Source organism: Kitasatospora sp. NPDC052868 (assembly GCF_044547105.1).
Taxonomy (GTDB): Bacteria; Actinomycetota; Actinomycetes; order Streptomycetales; family Streptomycetaceae; genus Kitasatospora.
Genome location: NZ_JBITZW010000019.1, coordinates 125,444 through 145,113 on the forward strand (window position 1 = coordinate 125,444; position 19,670 = coordinate 145,113).

Here is a 19,670-nt window from a genome sequence, read left to right on the forward strand (position 1 = left end):
CTGCCCGGCGACGGGTCGCCGTCGGGCGACCCCGGCCCGCCGGCTGCCGCGCGCCAGCGCGGGCAGAACGATCTGCGGACCCCCTCCGGGAGGTCGCCGGCCCGGGGGGAGCGACGGTGTGGGAGTTGTGCGACCCGCTCCTGATCGGTCGCCGGCGGGAGACGGACTTGCTGGACGCGGCACTCGCCCGGGCGGCCGATGGCGAGGGCGGTTCGGCCGTGCTGGTGCGGGGCGAGCCCGGCGTCGGCAAGAGCACGCTGCTGGAGCGGACGGCCCGCGAGGCGCGTGAGCGCGGGTTCACCGTCCTGCGGGCGGTCGGCACCGAAGCGGAGACCGACCTCGCCTTCGGGGCGCTGCACCAGGCACTCTGGGCCCTGCTGAGCGACTGCGACTCCCGCACGCTGTCGGCCCATCAGCGGGAGGCACTCGAAAGCGCCCTGGGCATCCAGGCCGGCGCGGCGCCGAGCGGGTTCGCCGTCGGCGCCGCCGCCCTGGCCCTGCTGGCCGAGGCGTCGCGGGGCGGGCCGCTCCTGCTGCTGCTGGACGACCTGCACTGGATCGACTCCTCCAGCGCCACGGTGTTCGCGTTCGTACGCCGGCGCTGCGCCGAGCTGCCGTTGGTGATCGTCGGCGCGAGCCGGCCGGGCGGCCCGGTGGCGCAGTCGTGGTCGGCCGACCCCGTCGAGGTGCGGGCGCTCTCCGAGCAGGACGCCGCCCTGCTGCTGCACCGGAGCCACCCGCAGCTGGCGGTGACCACTGCCCGGCGGGTCCTGAGGGAGGCGGCTGGTAACCCGCTCGCGCTGGTCGAGCTGCCGCGCCAGCTGGCCGCGGAGCAGCAGCGGGGCGTCGTCCCGCTGCCGGACCGCCTGCCGCTGGGGCGCCGGCTGGAGCGGATGTTCGCCGGGCGGCTCGCGGCGGTGACCCCGGCGGCCGGGCGACTGCTCCTGCTGGCGGCCCTGGCCGCCGGGCCGGACTCCTCGGGCGGGGTCTGGCTGCGCGCCGTCGCCGGCGAGGACGCCCGGGAGGCCCTGGCGCAGATCGAGGCCGGCGGCCTGGCCCGGCTGGATGCGGCCGGGCGGCTGGTCTTCCGTCACCCGCTGGTGCGTACGGCGGTGATCTCGGCGGCCTCGCCGGCCGCCCGGCGCGAGGCCCACCGCGCGCTCGCCGACTGCCTGGCGCCGGAAGACCCGCAACGACTGGTCCACGAGGCGTCGGCGGCGCTGTTCCCGGACGAGGACCTGGCCCGCCGCCTCCAGGAGGCCGGCAGCCGGCTGGCCCGCCGGGGCGGCGACGCGGAAGGGGCACTGCTGCTGGACCGCTCCGCCGTGCTCAGCGCCGACGCCGACGAGCGCGCCCGGCGGCTCACCTGGGCGGCCGTGATGGCGGCCCGCGGCGGGCAACTGCGGTACACCGCGGCCCTGGTGGAGGAGCTGAGGAGCCGACCGGTGCCGCCGGACATCGCCCCGCTGTTCGCCTACGCGGTGGTGTACGTCGACCAGAGCCACCGGATCGACTTCGAGTCGGCCGCCGCGCTGCTGCCCGCGGCCCTGGACGCGCTGACCGACCCCGGCGCCGAGCCCTTCGACGGGCTGGCCGAGCAGGTCTTCTTCAAACTGCTGCTCACCGCGACCTACACCGACGACCCGAGGGCCTGGCAGGCGCTGGACCGCCACCGTGAGCACGTCTCCGAGCCCGCCCGGCTCTGCCACCGGGCCTGGCTCGACCCGGCTCGTACCGCCCGCGGGGTGGCCCGGGAGCTGAGCGTGGTGGTCGACCGGATGAGCGAGGCGCAGGAGGCGGGCGCGGCCTGGCTGCTGCTCTGGACCGCCTCGGCGGTCGACGTGGCCGACGGAGACCTGTGGCGGCGCTTCACCGGCCTGCACGGCTACGCCACCCAGGGCTCGGTCGCGAAGGCCAAGTGCTACCAGGACTTCCTGCGCGGCCGCTGGGACCGCGCGGCCGTCTGCCTGCGCGAGGCCGAGGCGGCGGATGAACTCGGCTACCACTGCAACGCTCTGATGTTCCGTCACTACCACGCGCACTTTCTCGCCGGCCGGGGCGACGAGGTGGGGCTGGCGGCGACGGCAGGGCTGATCCGGCCGGTGGCGGCCCGCGCCGGGATGCGGTTCGTGCTGGACCGGCTGACTCATCTGGAGGGCCTGGCCGCTCTGGCACACGGGCGGTACGAGGAGGCCTACACACACTTCACCGGGCTGACCCCGGCCGGGCGACTGCCCGGCGGCCTGCCCTGGTTCCACCAGCTGGCCTTCGACCTGGCCGAGGCAGCCGCGCACACCGGCCGGCGCGGCGAGGTCCGCGCCCTCGTCGCCGCCGGGTCGGCCGAGCGGCCCGGCGAGATCTCCGGCCACCACGCCTTCCTGTTCGCCGCGGCGGCCGCCCTGGCGGCCGAGGACGACGCGGCCGACGACGCCTACCGCGCCGCGTACGGCGTACCGGGCGCCGAGCAGTGGGTCTTCGAACTGGCCCGGCTGCGGCTGGCCCACGGCTCGTGGCTGCGCCGCCGCCACCGGTCCGAGGCCCGCGAGGTGCTCCGCGCGGCGCACCGGGCCTTCCGGCGGCTCCAGGCCGAGCCGTGGGCCCTGCGCTGCGAGGAGGAGCTGCGGGCCGCCGGCGGCCCGCTCACCCCGGAGCCGCACCGGGCGCCCGAGACGTTGACCGGTCAGGAGCTGCGCATCGCCCGGCTCGCCGCGTCCGGCCTGAGCAACAAGGAGATCGGCCACCGGCTCGGGCTCTCGCACCGCACCGTCGCGGCGCACCTGTACAAGGTCTTCCCCAAGCTCGGCATCGCCTCGCGGGCGGCACTCACCCGCGCCCTGGAGGGCCACTGAGGCTGCGGGGCCGGACGTACCCGCCCGCTTTCGCGGCCCGCTCCGCCCACTGTGCTCGCCGTGTACTCCGTCGTGCCACTGTGCTCGCCGTGCACTCCGTCGTGCCTCACGGCGCACGGCCGCCCGCGCCCGGCGGGGCGACAGTCAGATGACCTAGGTGAACCCGCGCTCCCCGGAGCAGGCTGGTCGTGCGGGGCTTCGGCCGCGCATGCCGAGAGAAAGGGGCTGCCCGGTGAATCTACTGGTCACGACAGCTTCGGTGCCGGACGGGGAGAAGGCGGTGCACTGGGGTCGGGCGGTGTCGTACGCCCTGGCGCCGGTGGAGGTGGTGCCGCTCGCCGACGGCCCGTTCGACGGCCGGCTGGACTCGCACCGGCTGGGCTGCCTGCGGGTCTCCACACTGGAGGCGGACGCGACGCGGCTTTCCCGGACGCCGGGCCTGATCGCGCGCTCGCCCGGGGCGGAGGCCCAGGTGGCGGTGGGCGTCCAAGTGTCCGGCCGTGCCGTGCTGAGCCAGGACGGCCGCAGGGCCGAGGTGGCGGCCGGCGACCTCGTGCTGTACGACACCGCGCGGCCCTACTCCGTGGACTACCCGCAGCGCTTCCGCTCCCACGTGTTCCACCTGCCGCACCGGCTGCTCGGTGTGCCGGAGACCGAGATCCGCCGGGTGACCGGGCGTGCCGTCACCTCGCGGGAGAGCCTGGGGGCCGTGTTGCTCCCGTTCCTCGACACCCTCGCCGACGCCGCGCCCGGCTACCCGGCGGCCGTCGGAGACCTGCTGGCCGGCAGCGTCGCCGACCTCATCGTCACCCTCGTCGCCGAACTCGCCGGCCGGCCGGCCGGCGCCGACGACGACGCGAACGCCCACCTCGTCCGGGCGGTCCGTACCCACATCGACCGCCGTCTCGGCGATCCCGGGCTGACTCCGCAGAGCATCGCCCACGCCCACCGCATCTCGGTGCGGTACCTGCACCGGCTCTTCGAGGGCGAGGGGGTGACGGTGGGCCGGCTGATCCAGCGTCGCCGGCTGGAGGAGTGCGCCCGGGAGCTCGGCCGGCGCGGTCGCAGCGCGCCGACGGTCTCGGCGGTCGCCCAGCGCTGGGGGTTCGTCAACCCCGCGCACTTCAGCCGGGCCTTCCGGGCCGCGTACGGCACGTCCCCGCGCGAGTGGCGGGCACGGCGTGCCGAAGAGGCCTGACGGCGGCGAGCCGGGACGGCCGTGCACGGTGGGGCCGATTCCGGTTCCCTCTCGGCACTGTTCCGCAGCGGCCGCTGCCTAGCGTGGCGAGGTGCCGGCCCGGGCGCTCCGGCCCCGCGCCGGCACGGCCTCCGGGCACGGTGGCAGTACCCCCCCGGCTCGTCGCCGTGCCGGAACCGCCGCGGTGGCCGGCGCACGCCGCGGTCACCGCACGCCGCGGGGCCGGGCAAGGGATCGAGCGGATTCCGGCCCGACCGGCCACTACGCCAGGAGCACACCCGTGTCCGACAGCACCACCTCCGACGGCCGGGGCCCGGTCCTGGACGGCGGCCTCCGGGAGTTCCTGGCCGCCCGTGTCCGCCGGTCCGACGCGGCAAGCGGGGAGGCCGCGCCCCTGGATCTCTCCTTCCTGGCCGGGCCGCACCCGTCGGACGGTCACCAGGACACGGTCGCCGACTGGCTGGCGCTGCCGACACCGGCCGGTCACGTCCGGATCCAGGTGATCCGACCGGTGGACGCGGCCCGGCCGGCCCCGGTCGTCCTCTTCCTGCACGGCCTGGGCTGGGCGCTGGGCGACGCCGACAGCTACCGCCATCTGCTGCGCGAGTTCGCCGTGGGCGCCGACGCCGCCGTGGTCTTCGTCGACTACGGACGGCCGCCCGCCGAGCGGTTCCCGGTCGCCGTCGAGCAGTGCTACGCCGTGGCCTGCTGGATCGCCGCGCACGGGCACGAGATCGGGCTCGACGGGAGCCGGATCGCCGCCGCGGGCGACTCGGCCGGCGCCAACCTGGTCGCCGCCCTGACCCTGCTCCTGCGCCGGCGCGGCGGTGCCCGGCTGCTCCACCAGGTACTGCTCTGCCCGGTCACCGACGCGGACTTCGACACCCCGTCCTACCGCGACTTCGCCGAGGGGTACTTCCTCCACCGGGCGGACATGCGCCGTTACTGGGACGCCTACCTGCCCGACCCGGCCGACCGCACGCAGGCCGCCGCCGCCCCGCTGCGCGCCGGCCTGGACGAACTCGCCGGCCTGCCACCGACCTTGGTGATCACCGCGGAGGCGGACGTGCTGCGGGACGAGGGCGAGGCCTACGCAGCCCGGCTGCGGCGGGCCGGAGTGCCGGTCGTGGCCACCCGCTACCAGGGCGTCGTGCACGGCTTCGTGCTGCTCGACTCCCACTGCCGCACGGCCTCGGCCCGCGCCGCCCTCATCCAGGCAGTGGACACCCTGCACCTCGCCCTGCACCGCCACCCCTGGTAGCGGGCGCCGCTCGCCGGCCGGTCGCGGTCCCCCGGCGGCCGGCGGGCATGCGCATCCTCCAGGATGCGCCGTACGGCCTGACCTTCGCGCACGCCGACGAGGTCGACACCGAACCGGCCGCCTTCCCCGCCCGACAGTCGTAGGGCCGACGCGCCCGCAGCAGCGGGGGAGGCGAAGTTCCTCCTGTCGTTCTTCCTGGCCACGCGCCGCCCGGCACGGTGGGATGAGTGAGCGGGCCGCAGCGGCTCGCCGGCAGGTCGGGGCGACGGCCCGGGCACCCGGCCGGCGCTGCCCCGCGCCCGACCCTCACCCCGCGTCAGAACGCGGCCCTCCCGGACACCACCCGGCGGCCGCCGCAGGAGTACCGATGCCCGTCCTCACCCTCGCCACGCCGTCACCCGGCGCGGTGCCCGCCCCGTCCGCCGCGCGGCAGCCGGCACCGCCCCGGGGCGTCCCCTACGCCGCGAGCATCGCCGGCCACCGGCTCGGCCCGCTGCGGATCTCCTCGATCGTGGCCGGACCGTGGCCGGCCGCGCACGGCCGCAACGTCGTGCTGTGCGGCCGGGAGGAACACGTCACCCTGGTGCTGCCCCACCACGGCACGGCCGCCCTGCTGCTGGACGGCAGCCGGCTGCCGCTGCGGCCGGGCGCGTTCGCCGTCGCCCGGGCCGGTCGCTCGGTCGTCCTGGAGGTGTCGGAGGACTTCTCCGGCACGGCCTTCCACTGGCCCCGGGAGGCAGCCGCCGGACTGACCGAGGACGATCTGCTGGAGCTGTCCGGGACGGCCTTCGGGACGGCCACCGGGACGGCCGCGCTGGTGGCGGCCTATCTGGGGCGGCTGGCCCGGCCGGTGGTCTCGCTGGACCCGCAGGTGGCCGCCCGGCTCGTCACCACGGCCCAGGACCTGCTCACGGTCCTCGCCCACGAACACCGCCGACGGGCGGCCCGGCCGGTGCCCGAGGAGGTGCGCGCCACGATCGCCAGGACGAAGGAGTACATCCTGCGGCGGCTCGGCGACCCCGCCCTCACCCCGGAGGGGATCGCAGCCGCCCATCACTTCTCGGTGCGCTACCTCCACAAGCTCTACCAGTACGAGGGTGTCACCGTGGGCCGCTGGATCCAGCGCCGGCGCCTGGAGATGTGCCGGCGCGAGCTGGCCCGGCCGTCGGCCCGGCCGGCCACGGTGGCGGCCGTCGCCGGGCGCTGGGGGTTCGTGAGCACCAGCCACTTCAGCCGGGTGTTCCGGGCCGCCTACGGGGTCACTCCGCGCGAGTGGCAGGCAGGCGCCCGGGAGCCGGGTACCTGGCCCACCGTGCCCGGCCCGGCCGAGCCGGTCGGTGCGACCCGGCCCGAGACGCTCTGACCCGGCGTCACCCGCAGTGGTGCGGCACCGTCCGGGCGACCCGGGTCGCCCGGACGGTGCCGGTCGGGCCGAGTCGGTCGGGTCAGTCCTCGGCGGCCGCCAACGCGGCCAGCAGGGCGGTCGCCTCGGCCAGCCGGGCCGGGTCCCCGGCGGTCTCGGCGAACGCCCGGGCCTCCCGCGCGGCCCCGAGGGCGGGCTCCCGCTCCCCGAGCTCCGCCAGGGCCTGCGCCTGGCCGAGCGCGGCGATGGCCTGGAGCAGCGGCACCTCGACCCGCGCGCCCACCAGACGCGCGTCGGTGAAGGTGTGTACGGCCTCCTGCGGCCGGCCGAGTGCCAGCAGCGCCCGCCCCTTCTGGGCGAGCGCGTTTGTCCGGGTGAAGTCGCCGATGTGCGCGGCGGGCGCGGTGGCCGGGTCGGCGAGCAGCCCGAGAATGGCGTCGGTGGTGGCCACCGCGTCCCCGTGGCCGCCCGTGCCGGCCTGGGCGGAGGCCAGGGCCAGCAGTGCCTGCGGGCGCCCCTCGCGGTCGCCCGCCGTCGCGAACAGCTCTGCCGCCCGCCGGGCCCGGCGGACCGCCTCGTCCAGCTCGCCCAGCCGGACGGCGGCGGCCGCCGCGTAGAAGTGCGCCCACGCCTCCTGGGTGGCATCCCCGCCCCGGCGGGCGAGTTCGGCCGCCTGCTCCGCGATCGCCGACGACTCGCGGGGCTGGTGCGAGCAGTAGTGCACCGCCCAGGCCAGGTAGTTGGCGTGGGTGGCGGCCAGGACGTCGTCGCCCAGCGCGTGGGCCGCCGTGCGGGACAGCCCGAAGACCGTGGGCCAGTGGCCCCAGTTGGTCCAGCGATCGGAGAACCAGTGCATGGACTCCGCCGTCCGCACCACCTCGGCATGACGGCCGGCCGCGGCCGCGGCGCGCAGCGCGGCCAGCCAGTTGGCGCTCTCGGCCTCCAGCCAGGCCTGCGCGGCCCGCGCCGAGCCGAACCCGCCGGCCGACGTCGCTCCGTCGGTCGCCGCCACGTCGGACGGCGACGGGCCGGGTTGGAACCACTGGCCGGCGGCCGCCGTCGTGTCGAGCAGCCAGCGGTGCAGCGCTGCCTCGGCGGCGGCGCGCTCCTGCGAGGTCTCCTCCTCCTGGAACCGCTCGCGCGCGTAGAGCCGCAGGAGGTCGTGGAACAGCAGCCGGTCGGTGGCGGTGTGGCCGAGCAGGCCCAGGTCGAGGAGCTCGTCGAGCATCTCCTCGACGAGGTCCGGGCCCAGGCCGGTGAGGGCGGCACCCGCCCCCGGGCCGAAGTCCGGCCCCGGGACGAGCGCCAGCCGGCGGAAGAGGCGCCGCACCGGCTCGGAGAGCTGTTCGTAGGAGAGCCGGAACGCCGAGCGGATGCGCAGATCCCCGGCGGTCAGGCGCTGGAGGCGCAGATCCTCGTCCCCGAGCCGCTCGGCGAGGCCGCGCGCGCTCCAGGCAGGCCGGCTCAGCAGCCGGTTGCCCGCGATGCGCAGCGCCAGCGGCAGGTGCCCGCACAGCTCGGCGATCCGCGCCAGCACCGCCGGGCCGGACTCGTCCGCACCGGCCGCCTCGTCCTCGCGCTGCGCGAGGATCGCGCCGAGCAGCGCGGTGGCGGCGCCGATGGGCAGCGGCGTCAGGACGAGCCGCCGCGCGTGCTCGATCCCGGCGAGCGTGCGGCGGCTGGTCACCCAGAGCCTGCTCGACCCCGGGCCGGGCAACAGGGCGCGCACCTGGGCCTCGTGGGCGGCGTTGTCGAGGACGACGAGGGCCTCCCGTTCCCGCATCAGGCGCCGATAGAGCACGCGGCGCTCGTCGGTCTCGGCCGGCAGGTCGCGTTCGCGGACGCCCAGTGCCCGCAGCAGGCGCGCCAGGGCCTCGTGCGGCACGACGGGTTCGGCATCCAGACCGCGCAGGTCGACGAAGAGGCAGCCGTCCGCGAACCGTCCGACCAGCTGCGCCGCGGCGTGCACCACCAGGGCGGTCTTGCCCAGACCGGGCGCACCGGAGACGATCGAGACCGGTGGACCCGCAGGGGCGGTGATGCTCCGTCCGAGCCAGGCGGTCTCGGTCTCGCGGCCGGTGAAGTCGGGTACCGCGGGCGGCAGGTCGCAGAGGCCGGGTGCCGCGGCGGCCTGCTGGCGCCGCCGGCCCGCGCGGGCCGCGCCCACCAACTCCTCGGTGGCGGAGCGGGCGAGCCCCAGGGCGACGGCGAGGGCCTGGACGGTACGGGCCTGGGGGCCGCGGCTGTGGCCGCGCTCCATGTCGCCGATGGCGCGGGCGCTGACGCCCGACTCCTCCGCCAGCTCCTCCAGGGTCAACCCGGCGTCGTGGCGGTGCGCGCGCAGCAGCGGCCCCAGGGCCGGCGGCACCGGCTGGCTCATCCAACCCCCCCGATAGGTGAGGGGCCATCATACTGGCGGGCGGCCCTGACCTGGGAAGACCTGTTCCTCCAGCCGGTGGCCGCCGTTCCGGGGGCCGGTGCCGGCCGTCTGGTCCCGGCACCCCGGCGGCCGGGGAGGTGGGCCGGTAGCGATGCCCGTGTCCTTCGGGATCCTCGAACTCGATGCTGTGGGCGGACCCAGGGCTGTCGGCGCCGCGACCAGGAGGGCGACACGGTCCTGGCTGGCGCCCCGCCGAACCCTCGGACAGTCGGTGCGCTCGATCCGGCGGCCGACTCCGAGGCGATGGTCGAGCGCGCCCGTTCGATCGGCTACGCGGTGGCGGACGACCGAACGAGGCCGGGCCGCCGGCAGAGCTAGTCGGAGCGGGTGGTCAGCTGTCGCTGCGGTAGTAGTCCATCGAGACCTTCACAGGACCGTTGTCGGTCACGGTCATCACCCGCACGATCGCGAGGTCGTGAGTGCTGCTTGAGCGTACGCAGAAGGCTCGTCCGGCCGGCAGATCGGCGAAGCTGAGGGCCATGGCCGGTCGCAGGTCGATGGCCGCCGAGCACTCGGTCGCGGTGGGCCGGCCGTTGGGGGTGATGGCGGCGTCGCTTCCAGGCGGGATCAGGAACTCGTTGGTGCTGTGCCCTATGGACCACCGGGTGGACTCTGCGGGCACCAGCTTGCCGGTCTTGATGTCGAAGTCGTAGGAGTCGTCGGGTGCGGTCAGGATCGTGCCGGTGTATGCCGCGGTGTACGTGGCCGGGCTCGCCGGGTTGGTCGGCGTCGGGCCGTCGGCCGCCGGTGCCGATGTGGCCGGGCCGGTGTCGCTGGCCGTCGGGCTGTCGTCGGCGGATCCCGTGGCTGCGAGGACCCGGTCGAGCTTGTCGGACAGGAGCACGCCGCCGACCGTGCCGCCGATGGCCACCACCAGCGCCGTCAGCAGCACCGTCTTCCGGGTCGCGCCCTTGCGGCGGGGCTTGTCCACCGTGGGTACCGCCGGATCGGCGACGGCCGGAGGTGAGGGGGGTAGCAGGGCGGTCGGCGCCTCGTTCCCCGGTTGCGGGGCGCTGTAGGAGCCGGTCGGGTCCAGGAGGGTGAGGAGGTCGGGAAAGGCGGTCGTGGGAACGAGGTCGGGGGAGGCCTTGGTGGGCAGGTGCTGCGGCGGGTCGGAGCGGCGGGTGATGTCGGTGCTGACCTGAGTGGGCAGCCAGTCGTCGGCGAAGCGCAGCCCGCCGCCCACGGCGGGGTGGTTGCGGGCGGCCTCGATGATCTCGGCGGGGGTGGGCCGGTCCTCGGGCTGCTTGGCCAGGCAGCGCAGCAGCAGCGCGTGCAGGTCGCCCGGGACGCGGCCGAGGTCCGGCTGCTCGTTCACCACCCGGTACAGCACGGTGGTCTCCGGTCCCTCGCCGAACGGCTGGGTGCCGCCGGCGGTGTACGCCGCCAGCGAGCCCAGCGCGAAGACGTCCGTCGCGGGCGTGGCCGGCCGACCCAGGGCCTGCTCGGGCGCCATGAAGGCGGGGGAACCGATCCGGAAGCCGGTGCCGGTCAGCGCGACGGCGTCGGCCGCGCGGGCGATTCCGAAGTCGATCACGCGCGGCCCGTCGGCCGCGATCAGCACGTTGGCGGGCTTGAGATCCCGGTGCACCACCCCGGCGCCGTGGATCGCCTGCAGTGCCTCCGCGATCCCGCCCATGAGCAGCAGGACCGTGCGCGCCGGCAGCGCGCCGTGTTCCCGGACCACCTGCTGCAGCGACGGGCCCGGAACGTACGCGGTGGCCAGCCAGGGCACGTCGGCGTCCGCTCCGGAGTCGATCACCTGGGCGGTGTACAGCCCGTGGATCCGCCGGGCGTTGGCGACCTCCTGTGCGAAGCGCCACCGGAACTCCGTGTCCTGCGCGAACTCCGGCCGAACCGTCTTGAGGGCCACCGGCCGGCCACCGGGTGTGTAGGACAGGTAGACCCGCCCCATTCCGCCTGCTCCGAGCCGGGCGTGCAGCCGGTAGCCGCCCACTTCGCCCGGGTCGTCGGGCTGTAGCGACTGGAAGGGTGTTGACGCGGGCAGGGAGGCCGGGGACATGTCGACGGGCATGTGGAAGGTCTCCAGTGGTGCGAGTGGTGAGCGGGGGCGAGGGCGGCGCGACGGGAGTGCCGGCCGTTCAGCAGACCGTCCCTCCCGGGACCGGCTTGAGTTCGATGAGGTAGGCGTCCACGGCGTCGTTGACGCAGGCGTTGCTGCGGCCGTAGGCGGTGTGGCCGGGTCCCTTGAAGGTGAGCAGCATGCCGCCGGGCAGTTGGGCGGCGAGGCCCTGCGACCACTGGTAGGGCGTGGCCGGGTCGCCGGTGGTGCCGACGACCAGGGCCGGGGGCAGGCCCTCGGCGTTCACGCGGTGCGGCTGCTGCTGTCCGGCCGGCCAGTCCTTGCAGGTGAGTTCGGCGAGCACGGCGGAGGTGCCGAAGACCCCGGCCTCCCGGTCGGCGCGCTCCAGCAGCTCCCAGTAGGGCTGCGAGTCCCTCGGGTGCGGCTGGTCGAGGCAGTTGACGGCGGTGATGGCGACGGAGGAGTTGTCGGGGGCCTGCTCGGCGGAGCCGCCCGGGTCGGACCCGGAGCCGGTGCTGTCGCTCTGGCCGGATATGCCGGGGCCGGCGATCTCGGCGAGTTTCGTCCCGTCGCCGCCCCGCGCGGCGCGCAGCGCCTCGGACAGGTCCTGCCACTGGGACTCGGGTGAGTACATCGACTTGGTGAGGGCGGTGAGCAGCATGTTCTGGTCGAGCCGCTCGGTGGTGCCCTTGATGGGCAGCGGGTGTTTGGCCGTCCGCCGGTGCAGGTCGGTGATCACCTTGTGGATGCCCTCCGGGGTGGGGGCGGGGCAGGCGTCGTGGACCACGGTGGCGCACTGCCGGGCGTAGTCGTCCACCGACTTCCGGAAGGCCTTGCTCTGCTGGAGGGCGGCCTCGGACCAGTCGAGTGAGGGGTCGACCGCGCCGTCGAGGACGAGTGCGCGGACCCGGTGCGGGAACAGTTCGCCGTAGACGGTGCCGAGGTAGGTGCCGTAGGACCAGCCGAGGTAGCTGAGCTTCTCGTCGCCGAGGGCCGCGCGCAGCACGTCCAGGTCGCGGGCCGCGTCCAGCGTCCCGACGTGCGGCAGGATGGCTCCGCTGCGGGCCTTGCAGGCGGCGGCCTGCTTCTCGGCGTCCGCGAGCGCGGCGCTGCGTTCGGCGCCGGTCTTCGGATAGACGCTCGTTGAGGTGGCGTCGGATGCGGGTTGGTCCTGGTCGGCGGAGTCGGAGGAGCCGCAGTCGACGGCCGGCTTGCTGCCGGCCACGCCCCGCGGGTCGAAGCTGACGATGTCGAAACGGGCGCGGGTCCGTTCGCCGAAGGAGGAGAGGCCGCCGGACTTCAGCTGCTCGACCCCGGATTCGCCCGGTCCGCCGGGGTTGAAGACCAGGGAGCCGATGCGCTGGGCGGGGTCCGCCGTGACGGACCTGGCCAGCGGCAGGGTGAAGGTCTGGCCGGTCTCCGGGTGCGCGTAGTCCATCGGGACGGTCAGCGTGGCGCACTGCAGTTCGCCGCACGTGGTCCAGGTCGGCTTCTGCCGGTAGAAGGTCTGCAGGGCGCTCTGCTGCGCGGCATCGGTCGGCCCCGTGTCGGCGGCCTCCGCAGCCGTGTCCCCGTACGCCGGGAGGCATCCGGCAAGTGCCGTCACGCCGAGTGCGGCCAGGGCCGGGATCAGGCCGGCACGCTTGCTCGTCGGGTGCTTCATGGGAGTACTCCAGAGGGACTTGGCAGGGTTGTGACGCACCGCGCCCGCGATGACCGGCGGCGCCGGGCACCACCTCGGCGGCCCGGGCGGCTGGGCCGAGGGCTCCATCCGCCGGGCCGGTGGCAGCCCCCGGGCGCGTGGGGGATCGCGCCCGGGGATGTCTCACGGCGCCGCGGCCGGTCCGCCGACTCCCGGCGAACGGCCGCGCTGTTCGGCTCCTGCCGGGTCGCTCCGCTGTGACCTCACAGATGATGGCCGAGCGAAGCTGAGGATTTGATGAGGGCGGCCCGGGGCCACACCTCGGGCTATCCTGGCCGCCGTGCGAGTACTGGTGGTCGAAGACGACGATGACCTGCGGTTTGCCGTGGCTGCCGCACTGCGCAGCGAGGGGCTGGCCGTCGACGAGGTGGCCGATCTGCCGGCCGCCGACGAGGCGCTGTTCGTCACCGGATACGACTGTGCGGTGTTCGACCGAATGCTGCCCTCCGGGGACGCCGTCGAGTACGTGCGCGAGCTGCGCCGCGCCGGGCGGACCGTCCCGGTACTGTTCCTCACCGCCCGGGACACGGTCGCCGACCGCGTCGAGGGGTTCGCCGGCGGCGGCGACGACTACCTGGTCAAGCCGTTCGCGGTGCCCGAGCTGGCGGCCCGGGTGCACAGCCTGTGCCGACGGGCGGCCACCGTCCGGCCCCCGGTGCAGCACATCGCCGACCTGGAGATCGACACCGCCCGCCGCCAGGTGCACCGGGACGGCGTGCTGCTGCTCCTGACCCGCAAGGAGTTCGCTGTACTGGAGCTGCTCGCGACCCGGGCCGACCAGGCCGTACCCCGCGCCGACCTGATCGAGAAATGCTGGGACGAGATGACCGAGCCGAACTCCAACGTCGTCGAGGTGCTGGTCTCCCAGCTGCGCCGCAAGCTCGGCGACCCGCCGCTGATCCACACGGTCCGCGGCGTGGGTTACCGGCTGGCACCGCCCGGCACCGGCGCGGGCGACCGGTGCTGACGGCCGCGGCCCGGATCCGGCGACTGCGCCGGCGACTCACCGCGCTGTTCGCCCTCACCAGCGCGATCGGACTGATCGGCCTGGCGGCGTTCGCCATCCGCACCGACGACAAATCCTGGAGCGACCGGCTCGACGACGCGCTCACCCTACAGACCGGCCAGGCGATCCTGCTCCTGAACTTCGACGAGGACGACGACCGGCTCGACACGCAGTACCTGCAGGACGGGATGGAGACCGACTGCCCGCCGGTGACCGTGGTGGCCGGTCCGGCCGACCGGCCCACCGTCTCCTACGCCCCGCGCAAGCCCTGTGTCCGGGCCCACACCGAAGACCTGGAAGCGGTGGCCGCCGAAGCGATGCGGGAGGGATCGGCGGTCGTGGCCGACGCACGCGGCGACAACGGCCACCTGATCCGGCTGCTCGCCGCGCCCTACGCGGGAGCCGACGGCCAGTCGACGGCCGGCGCCGTGGTCGCGGTCGACGACACCACCGCCGACCGGGCCGCGCACCGCAAACTGGCCCTGCTCCTGGTGGCCGGCTGCGCGGTCCTGGTAACCCTGTCCGCTGTGGCCGGACACCTGCTCTCCGGACGGGCGATCCGGCCGGCGCTGACGGCGCTGCAGCAGCAGGAGGAGTTCCTCGCCGACGCGGCCCACGACCTGCGCACACCCACCGCCTCCCTGCGCGGCCTCGCGGAGACCGCGCTGCGCGACGACGAGCACCGCACCGCCGCGCTCGAACGGACCGTGCGCCTGGCGTCCCGGATGGGCGACCTGATCGACGGCCTGCTCACCCGGGCCCGGCTGATGGCCGGTGTTGCCACCCTGGCCAGCCAGCCGCTACGCCTGGACCAGCTCGTCGAGGTGGTCGTCGATGACATCGAAGCCGGCGAGCACCGCGTGAGCGTCCACACCGAACCGGTCGTCGTGCTCGCCGATCCCGAGCTGCTCCGGCGCGCGGTGGCCAATCTGCTCGGCAACGCGCTCCTCCACGGCCATGCCCCGGGTCTGCCCGCAGAGGTCGACGTCACCGTGGCCGCCGACGCAACGGTGACCATCGACGACGCCGGCCCCGGCATCCCCCCGGCTCTGGCCGGCTCCCTCTTCCAGCGTTTCCAGAGCGGCGCCGGCTCCACCGGCCTCGGGCTGTCCATCGCGTCCTGGGTCGCCCAGGCCCACGGCGGCTCCCTCGACGTCGGCACCAGCCCGCGCGGCGGTGCCCGCTTCACCCTCCGCCTGCCGCGCCGGACGAAGTAGGCCAACCCTCCTGGGACCGGCCGGGCGCGGCCACTGCGCGACCACGCATGCCCTGACCTGCTTCGTTCCCTTGTTCGGTGCAAGGGATTTCGCTGGTGGTCGGAGATCAGAAGCCTTCGTGGCAAGGGCGGTGCCGCTGTCGCCCTCGGCGGCAAGCCCCACGGCGCCGGCGGTGACGGCGGGCCGACCCCCGTCGATGTGGCATGTCCTGGTCAATTCTGTGCCGGGGGCGCTTCCCCGCCCGCCTCGCCGGGTAGTGACAGGTGGCTGCCCGACGACGAGGAGGATCCGATGGGCAAGGCTGATCTGTACGCCCTGGACGTGTCGCAGGCTGCTTGGGAGAAGAGTTCCCGCAGCGTGGCGCAGGACGACTGTGTCGAGGCCGCCCAGTTCCCCGGCGGTGGGGTTACGCTCCGCGACTCCAAGAACGCAGAGCAGGAGCCGCTACGGTTCACGGCCGGCGAGTGGTCGGCCTTCCGTCGCGGTATCGAGGCGGGCGAACCGTAGGGCTGATGCCCCGTGAAGGGCGCCGGCTACGCGCGGCCGACGCCTTCACGGGGCCTGCGCGGGCGTCACTCCCAGACCGTCCCCAGCCGGTCCGGGCGGTTGGTGGCCCAGCCTTCGAGCCTGGCCCGGTCGGCTCCTGGCCGGGACTCCCGGGCCGGAGATCCGGCCGGGTACCCGAGAAACGCCTCCCTGCTGCGGCCGGAGTACCGTGGGTGGGGTCGGGGCGGTCGCGCCGCGCGCGCTGCTCGCAGGCATCTGCCGAAGGACTCGACCGGGGGCCCGGTGCCTCCAGGAGGGGGTGCCGCCCGTGGCCGTTCGTGTTCCGGCCGCCCACTGCGCCGTCGTGTCTCACGGCACGAGGTGTCATGTACGTGGCCGATGACTCCGAGCAAAGCCCGGTCGGAGCCGTCGGGAGGGTTACGGTGCCGATCCCGACGGACGGGCCGGGCGAGGTGCTGGTCGGCTTGCGCGGCGGGTCGGAGGTGTTCGCGGCTTGGTCCGCCGGGCCGGTCGCGGTCAACACCCGGGTGGTCGTGATCGACACGATCTCCGCCCGGTCGGTGCTCGTCGAGCCGTTGCCGCCCTGAGTCCGGCGGTCCCGCGGCCCTCGTCGAGCTGTTGCAGGTCAGGTGGTTCGTCATGTTGTTCTGGCACGTGCCCGCGCCCAACGAGGCCATGCTCATCTCCGGTTCCAAGCGGCAGTCGCAGGACACCCAGTTCCGGATCGTCACGGGCCACGGGAGCTTCGTCGTTCCCGTCAAGCAGAAGGCCCGCATGTTGTCCCTGGCCCTGCAGGAGGCGGAGATCGCCGAGGACTGCGTCACCCAGCAGGGCATCCGGCTCACCGTCCGCGCGGTCTGTGTCTTCAAGGTCGGCGACGACGCCGTGTCGATCGCCAACGCGGCCCGGCGCTTCCTGTCCGAGCAGAACCAGATGCAGGAACTGGTCGGACGGATATTCGCAGGTCACCTGCGCTCCATCATCGGTGGGCTGACCGTGGAGCAGATCATCAGGGAACGCAGCCGGGTCGCCCAGGAAGTCATGGCGGGCAGTCACGGCGAGATGGAGAAGCTCGGCATCGTGGTGGACGCCCTGCAGATCCAGGAGATAGAGGACGCCACCGGCTACATCGACAACCTCGCCGCGCCGCACGCGGCGGCGGTGGCCAGTCAGGCCCGGATCGCCCAGGCCAAGGCCGACCAGGAGGCGAGCGAACGGGAGCAGCAGGCCGCCGCGCTCAAGGCCGAGTACGAGCGGGACACCGCGATCAAGCGGGCCGGCTTCCTCGCGGAGACCGAGCAGTCCAGGGCGCGCGCCGCCCAGGCCGGGCCGCTCGCCGAGGCACGGGCCACCCAGGAGGTCACCGAGGAACAGACCGCCCTCGCGCAGCGCAATGCGGCGCTCACGGCGCAGCGGCTGGAGGCGGAGGTGCGGCGCCCCGCCGACGCCGAGGCCTACCGGAAGCGGACGCTGGCCGAGGCGGACCGCGACCGGGTGAAGTTCGAGGCCGACGCCGGCGCCTACACCGAACGGACCCTGGCCCAGGCCCAGGCGGACGCCAACGCCGCCCGCGCGGCGTCACTGCGGGACGGCAACCAGGAGCTGATCGCGGCCAACCGGATCGTGGAGGCCCTCCCCGTACTCGCCGACGCGGCGGCGCGGGGCATGGCGGGCGCCGATCTGACCGTCCTGAACGGCACCGACGGGGTGAACCAGATCGCGGCCGGCATCGCCGGCCAGGGGCTGGCCATCCTACGGTCCCTCCAGCACTCCGCGGGGCCCACAGCGACTTCGACGACCGGCGCGTCGGTCGCAGACCCGAACGTCAACGGCCGCCCCACGCCCCGCCTCCCCGACCGGAGCTGACCCGGACACTCCGCCGAGAGAGTCGTCGAGGACAGCTCGCAGGGAGTCGGCCAGGCTGGGCGCGGTCAGCGCGGTCGCCCCGATGCCCGCCCCGATGACGGTCTGCTCGTCGACGCGGTGAGGAGGTCCACGATGAGGCGCCCGAGGATGCGTGTGGATACAGGCCGGGCGACGCCGGGCGTCCGGCTTTCGCGCGGCGGGCAGAACGGGGGCGCCACCGAGCGGTGGCGCCCCCGTTCTGCCCGCGGTCGGGACACAGACCCAGCAGTGACGGTGGGTCCGGGCGGGAGGCCGGCTGTGTCGCGGGCCGCACTGCTGCTCGGCACCCCCCTGGGCGAGCTCGGCCGAGCCGAGGAGGCGGTGGCTGTACCGGCCCTGGGCCACGCGCGGAGTCTGTCGTCCTGCCCACCCTGCGGTAGGCCATCGGTGACGAGGTGTCACGTACTGTTCAAGTTTGTCGCCGGTGCGGCCCGGGACGGGATCGGGGGTGCCTGCTCGACCTGGTTGGGTGCGCGCTCCTGGACGGCGGACCGGCGCGATGATCCAGGGGCGCGCGGCGGTGTCTCCGCGCCATGCGCGGTGCGGCGCGCTCGGTCGAGAACGCGTGAGTCCCGGGTCAGAGTTTGAACATGGCGGCGTAGGGCTGGGTGATGCGTTCCTGCCGCGATCCGAAGTCGACGAGCACCGCGATGTCGCTGTCGCCTTCCACGCCGATGGCCCGGCCGAGGCCGTACTGGTCGTGAGTGACGCGGTCGCCGACGGCGAAGTGCTTGCGCGGTGCTTCGATCCGGGCCTTGAAGGGGCTGGTGGGCAGGACGCGGCGGACTGCTGCAGATTTCGTCATTCCCTGCATTATGCGCCGGAAATTGCGGGAGCGGGTCCTTCCGGAGCATTCAATTTCGGAGTTCGACAGGAACGCCCGTGCGCTGTCCAGCGGGCCCCGGATGGCGCCGGCGGGCGTGGCGCTTCGCTGTTCGCGGCCAGGGCAGGCGCTCCGCGCCCGCGTCGGCCGCCCTCTCCATGCCTGGAGTCGGCGGCGCCGGCAGGGCGGGAGGCATGCTCAACGAGGCTGCTCCCCATGTGTGTTGATGGTCCCGGAGCCTGGCGATCGGCGGCCCGGGGGAAGGGGCCTCGCGGAACCGGGGGTGAAATATCCGCCCGTGGTGGGCTGGGGCCTGCTAGAGTCGTTTTAGTTGCAGTAGTGGTTCCCATGAACTTTGTGTGCGCCTGCTGATGTATCGCAGGCGCCTTTTTGTTTCCCGGCTCTTCCCCGGGTGGGTGCTCATCGCGGCGACTCGAAACGCGCGCTGTGCGGGTTTCGGACAGCCCCTTGAAGGAGATTTCTTTATGGCTAATGGCACTGTGAAGTGGTTCAACGCGGAAAAGGGCTTCGGCTTCATCGAGCAGGAGGGTGGCGGTCCTGACGTGTTCGCCCACTACTCGAACATCAACGCCAACGGCTTCCGTGAGCTGCTCGAGGGCCAGAAGGTCGAGTTCGACGTCACGCAGGGCCAGAAGGGCCCGCAGGCGGAGAACATTCGTCCGCTGTAGTTTCTGCCACGGCACCCGCCTGGTAGCGAGGGGCCCGCACCGCGTACATGATGCCCGGTGCGGGCCCCTCGGCATTGCTCCACCACGCGTTACCCGGCCGTTCAGGCCCCCTGGCTCCGCCACCGGCGGCCATCCCCACGCGAGACGCACAGCGTCGCGTCCGGATCGGCGCCCTGCCGTGACAACCCACGGTTCGAGGATCTTCGCTCCCGCCCTCCGCGGTGAGCGTCGACCTGAGGTGACGTGCCGCACGGTTCTACCGTCCACGCCCCGCTCCCCATACTTTCGGCCCGTTCCCTGGCGATCTCCTGCCGGCGCCCCGCGCTGCGGAGTCGCCTCGCGACGTGCCGTCCCAGGAAGGTTTCGCATGAACCGCTCCAGTCGCTCCCCGTACCAGAACACCAACTCCCGCTCCTCGGCCTCCGCCCGCTCCTACGGATCCCGCTCCGGCGGCAGCTCCTTCTACGGCGACCGGCCCGCCGGTGGCCGGAGCTTCCGTCAGGGCTCGTCCCCTCAGGGAGAGTTCGCGATGCCGGTGAGCACCACCCCGGCGCTGCCGGCCGTCGAGTCCTTCGACGAGCTGGAGATGCCGAAGGCGCTGCTGTCGGTGCTGACCCGGCAGGGCGTCACCGCGCCGTTCCCGATCCAGGCCGCCACGCTGCCGAA

14 protein-coding genes and 1 pseudogene are annotated in these 19,670 nt (G+C 74.4%); 11 read left to right on the forward strand and 4 right to left on the reverse strand.

What is annotated here, in order from left to right; genetic code table 11:
- The first annotated feature begins 116 nt into the window (after positions 1-116).
- The 4 genes from ACIGZJ_RS27385 (at position 117) to ACIGZJ_RS27400 (ending at position 6,671) form a co-directional block, all read left to right on the forward strand.
- Positions 117-2,849, forward strand: a complete 2,733-nt coding sequence (locus ACIGZJ_RS27385; RefSeq protein WP_396459719.1) for a BREX system ATP-binding domain-containing protein — start codon at positions 117-119, stop codon at positions 2,847-2,849.
- A 232-nt stretch (positions 2,850-3,081) separates the two neighbouring features.
- Positions 3,082-4,047, forward strand: a complete 966-nt coding sequence (locus ACIGZJ_RS27390) for a helix-turn-helix domain-containing protein (RefSeq protein WP_396459720.1) — start codon at positions 3,082-3,084, stop codon at positions 4,045-4,047.
- A gap of 280 nt (positions 4,048-4,327) precedes the next feature.
- On the forward strand, positions 4,328-5,308 hold the full coding sequence (locus ACIGZJ_RS27395) for an alpha/beta hydrolase (RefSeq protein ID WP_396459721.1): 981 nt from the start codon (positions 4,328-4,330) through the stop codon (positions 5,306-5,308).
- A gap of 367 nt (positions 5,309-5,675) precedes the next feature.
- On the forward strand, positions 5,676-6,671 hold the full coding sequence (locus tag ACIGZJ_RS27400) for a helix-turn-helix domain-containing protein (RefSeq protein ID WP_396459722.1): 996 nt from the start codon (positions 5,676-5,678) through the stop codon (positions 6,669-6,671).
- An 82-nt stretch (positions 6,672-6,753) separates the two neighbouring features.
- Here ACIGZJ_RS27400 and ACIGZJ_RS27405 read toward each other — a convergent pair whose 3' ends face one another.
- The 3 genes from ACIGZJ_RS27405 to ACIGZJ_RS27415 form a co-directional block, all read right to left on the reverse strand.
- Positions 6,754-9,051 carry a helix-turn-helix domain-containing protein gene (locus ACIGZJ_RS27405; RefSeq protein WP_396459723.1) on the reverse strand — a complete coding sequence of 766 codons (2,298 nt, stop codon included), beginning with the start codon at positions 9,049-9,051 and terminating at the stop codon, positions 6,754-6,756.
- Between the two features lie 391 nt (positions 9,052-9,442).
- Positions 9,443-11,146 (reverse strand): serine/threonine-protein kinase, encoded by a 1,704-nt coding sequence (locus ACIGZJ_RS27410; RefSeq protein WP_396459724.1) that lies wholly within the window; start codon positions 11,144-11,146, stop codon positions 9,443-9,445.
- Positions 11,147-11,213: 67 nt separating this feature from the next.
- Positions 11,214-12,818, reverse strand: coding sequence for an alpha/beta hydrolase (locus ACIGZJ_RS27415; protein ID WP_396459725.1), 1,605 nt, complete (start codon positions 12,816-12,818; stop codon positions 11,214-11,216).
- 319 nt (positions 12,819-13,137) lie between these two features.
- On the opposite strand from ACIGZJ_RS27415, the gene ACIGZJ_RS27420 reads away from it, so the two are divergent.
- From ACIGZJ_RS27420 to ACIGZJ_RS27440, 5 genes are all read left to right on the forward strand, one after another.
- A complete protein-coding gene (locus ACIGZJ_RS27420; RefSeq protein WP_396459726.1) occupies positions 13,138-13,824 on the forward strand; it encodes a response regulator transcription factor in 687 nt (228 codons plus the stop codon).
- Positions 13,818-15,080, forward strand: a complete 1,263-nt coding sequence (locus ACIGZJ_RS27425; RefSeq protein WP_396459727.1) for a sensor histidine kinase — start codon at positions 13,818-13,820, stop codon at positions 15,078-15,080. The genes ACIGZJ_RS27420 and ACIGZJ_RS27425 overlap by 7 nt, the downstream gene beginning before the upstream one ends.
- Positions 15,081-15,371: 291 nt before the next feature.
- Positions 15,372-15,587, forward strand: coding sequence for a DUF397 domain-containing protein (locus tag ACIGZJ_RS27430; RefSeq protein ID WP_396459728.1), 216 nt, complete (start codon positions 15,372-15,374; stop codon positions 15,585-15,587).
- 422 nt (positions 15,588-16,009) lie between these two features.
- Entirely contained in the window at positions 16,010-16,174 is a 165-nt protein-coding gene (locus ACIGZJ_RS27435) for a hypothetical protein (protein ID WP_396315295.1), read from the forward strand.
- A gap of 52 nt (positions 16,175-16,226) precedes the next feature.
- Positions 16,227-17,453: an SPFH domain-containing protein gene (locus ACIGZJ_RS27440; protein ID WP_396459729.1), complete on the forward strand. Its 1,227-nt coding sequence runs from the start codon at positions 16,227-16,229 to the stop codon at positions 17,451-17,453.
- 616 nt (positions 17,454-18,069) lie between these two features.
- On the opposite strand, the gene ACIGZJ_RS27445 is transcribed toward ACIGZJ_RS27440, so the two are convergent.
- Positions 18,070-18,297 (reverse strand): hypothetical protein, encoded by a 228-nt coding sequence (locus tag ACIGZJ_RS27445; protein WP_396459730.1) that lies wholly within the window; start codon positions 18,295-18,297, stop codon positions 18,070-18,072.
- A 503-nt stretch (positions 18,298-18,800) separates the two neighbouring features.
- Here ACIGZJ_RS27445 and ACIGZJ_RS27450 point away from each other — a divergent pair.
- On the forward strand, positions 18,801-19,004 hold the full coding sequence (locus ACIGZJ_RS27450; RefSeq protein WP_030918248.1) for a cold-shock protein: 204 nt from the start codon (positions 18,801-18,803) through the stop codon (positions 19,002-19,004).
- A 367-nt stretch (positions 19,005-19,371) separates the two neighbouring features.
- A pseudogene (locus tag ACIGZJ_RS27455) lies at positions 19,372-19,670 on the forward strand (ATP-dependent helicase); the annotation flags it as partial.

Bases quoted from the DNA above. Each gene is read 5' to 3' on its own strand.
- ACIGZJ_RS27400 (WP_396459722.1), top strand. From the start codon at position 5,676: ATGCCCGTCCTCACCCTCGCCACGCCGTCACCCGGCGCGGTGCCCGCC.
- ACIGZJ_RS27405 (WP_396459723.1), bottom strand. From the start codon at position 9,051: ATGAGCCAGCCGGTGCCGCCGGCCCTGGGGCCGCTGCTGCGCGCGCAC.
- ACIGZJ_RS27410 (WP_396459724.1), bottom strand. From the start codon at position 11,146: ATGCCCGTCGACATGTCCCCGGCCTCCCTGCCCGCGTCAACACCCTTC.
- ACIGZJ_RS27415 (WP_396459725.1), bottom strand. From the start codon at position 12,818: ATGAAGCACCCGACGAGCAAGCGTGCCGGCCTGATCCCGGCCCTGGCC.
- ACIGZJ_RS27430 (WP_396459728.1), top strand. From the start codon at position 15,372: ATGGGCAAGGCTGATCTGTACGCCCTGGACGTGTCGCAGGCTGCTTGG.
- ACIGZJ_RS27440 (WP_396459729.1), top strand. From the start codon at position 16,227: ATGTTGTTCTGGCACGTGCCCGCGCCCAACGAGGCCATGCTCATCTCC.
- ACIGZJ_RS27445 (WP_396459730.1), bottom strand. From the start codon at position 18,297: ATGACGAAATCTGCAGCAGTCCGCCGCGTCCTGCCCACCAGCCCCTTC.
- ACIGZJ_RS27450 (WP_030918248.1), top strand. From the start codon at position 18,801: ATGGCTAATGGCACTGTGAAGTGGTTCAACGCGGAAAAGGGCTTCGGC.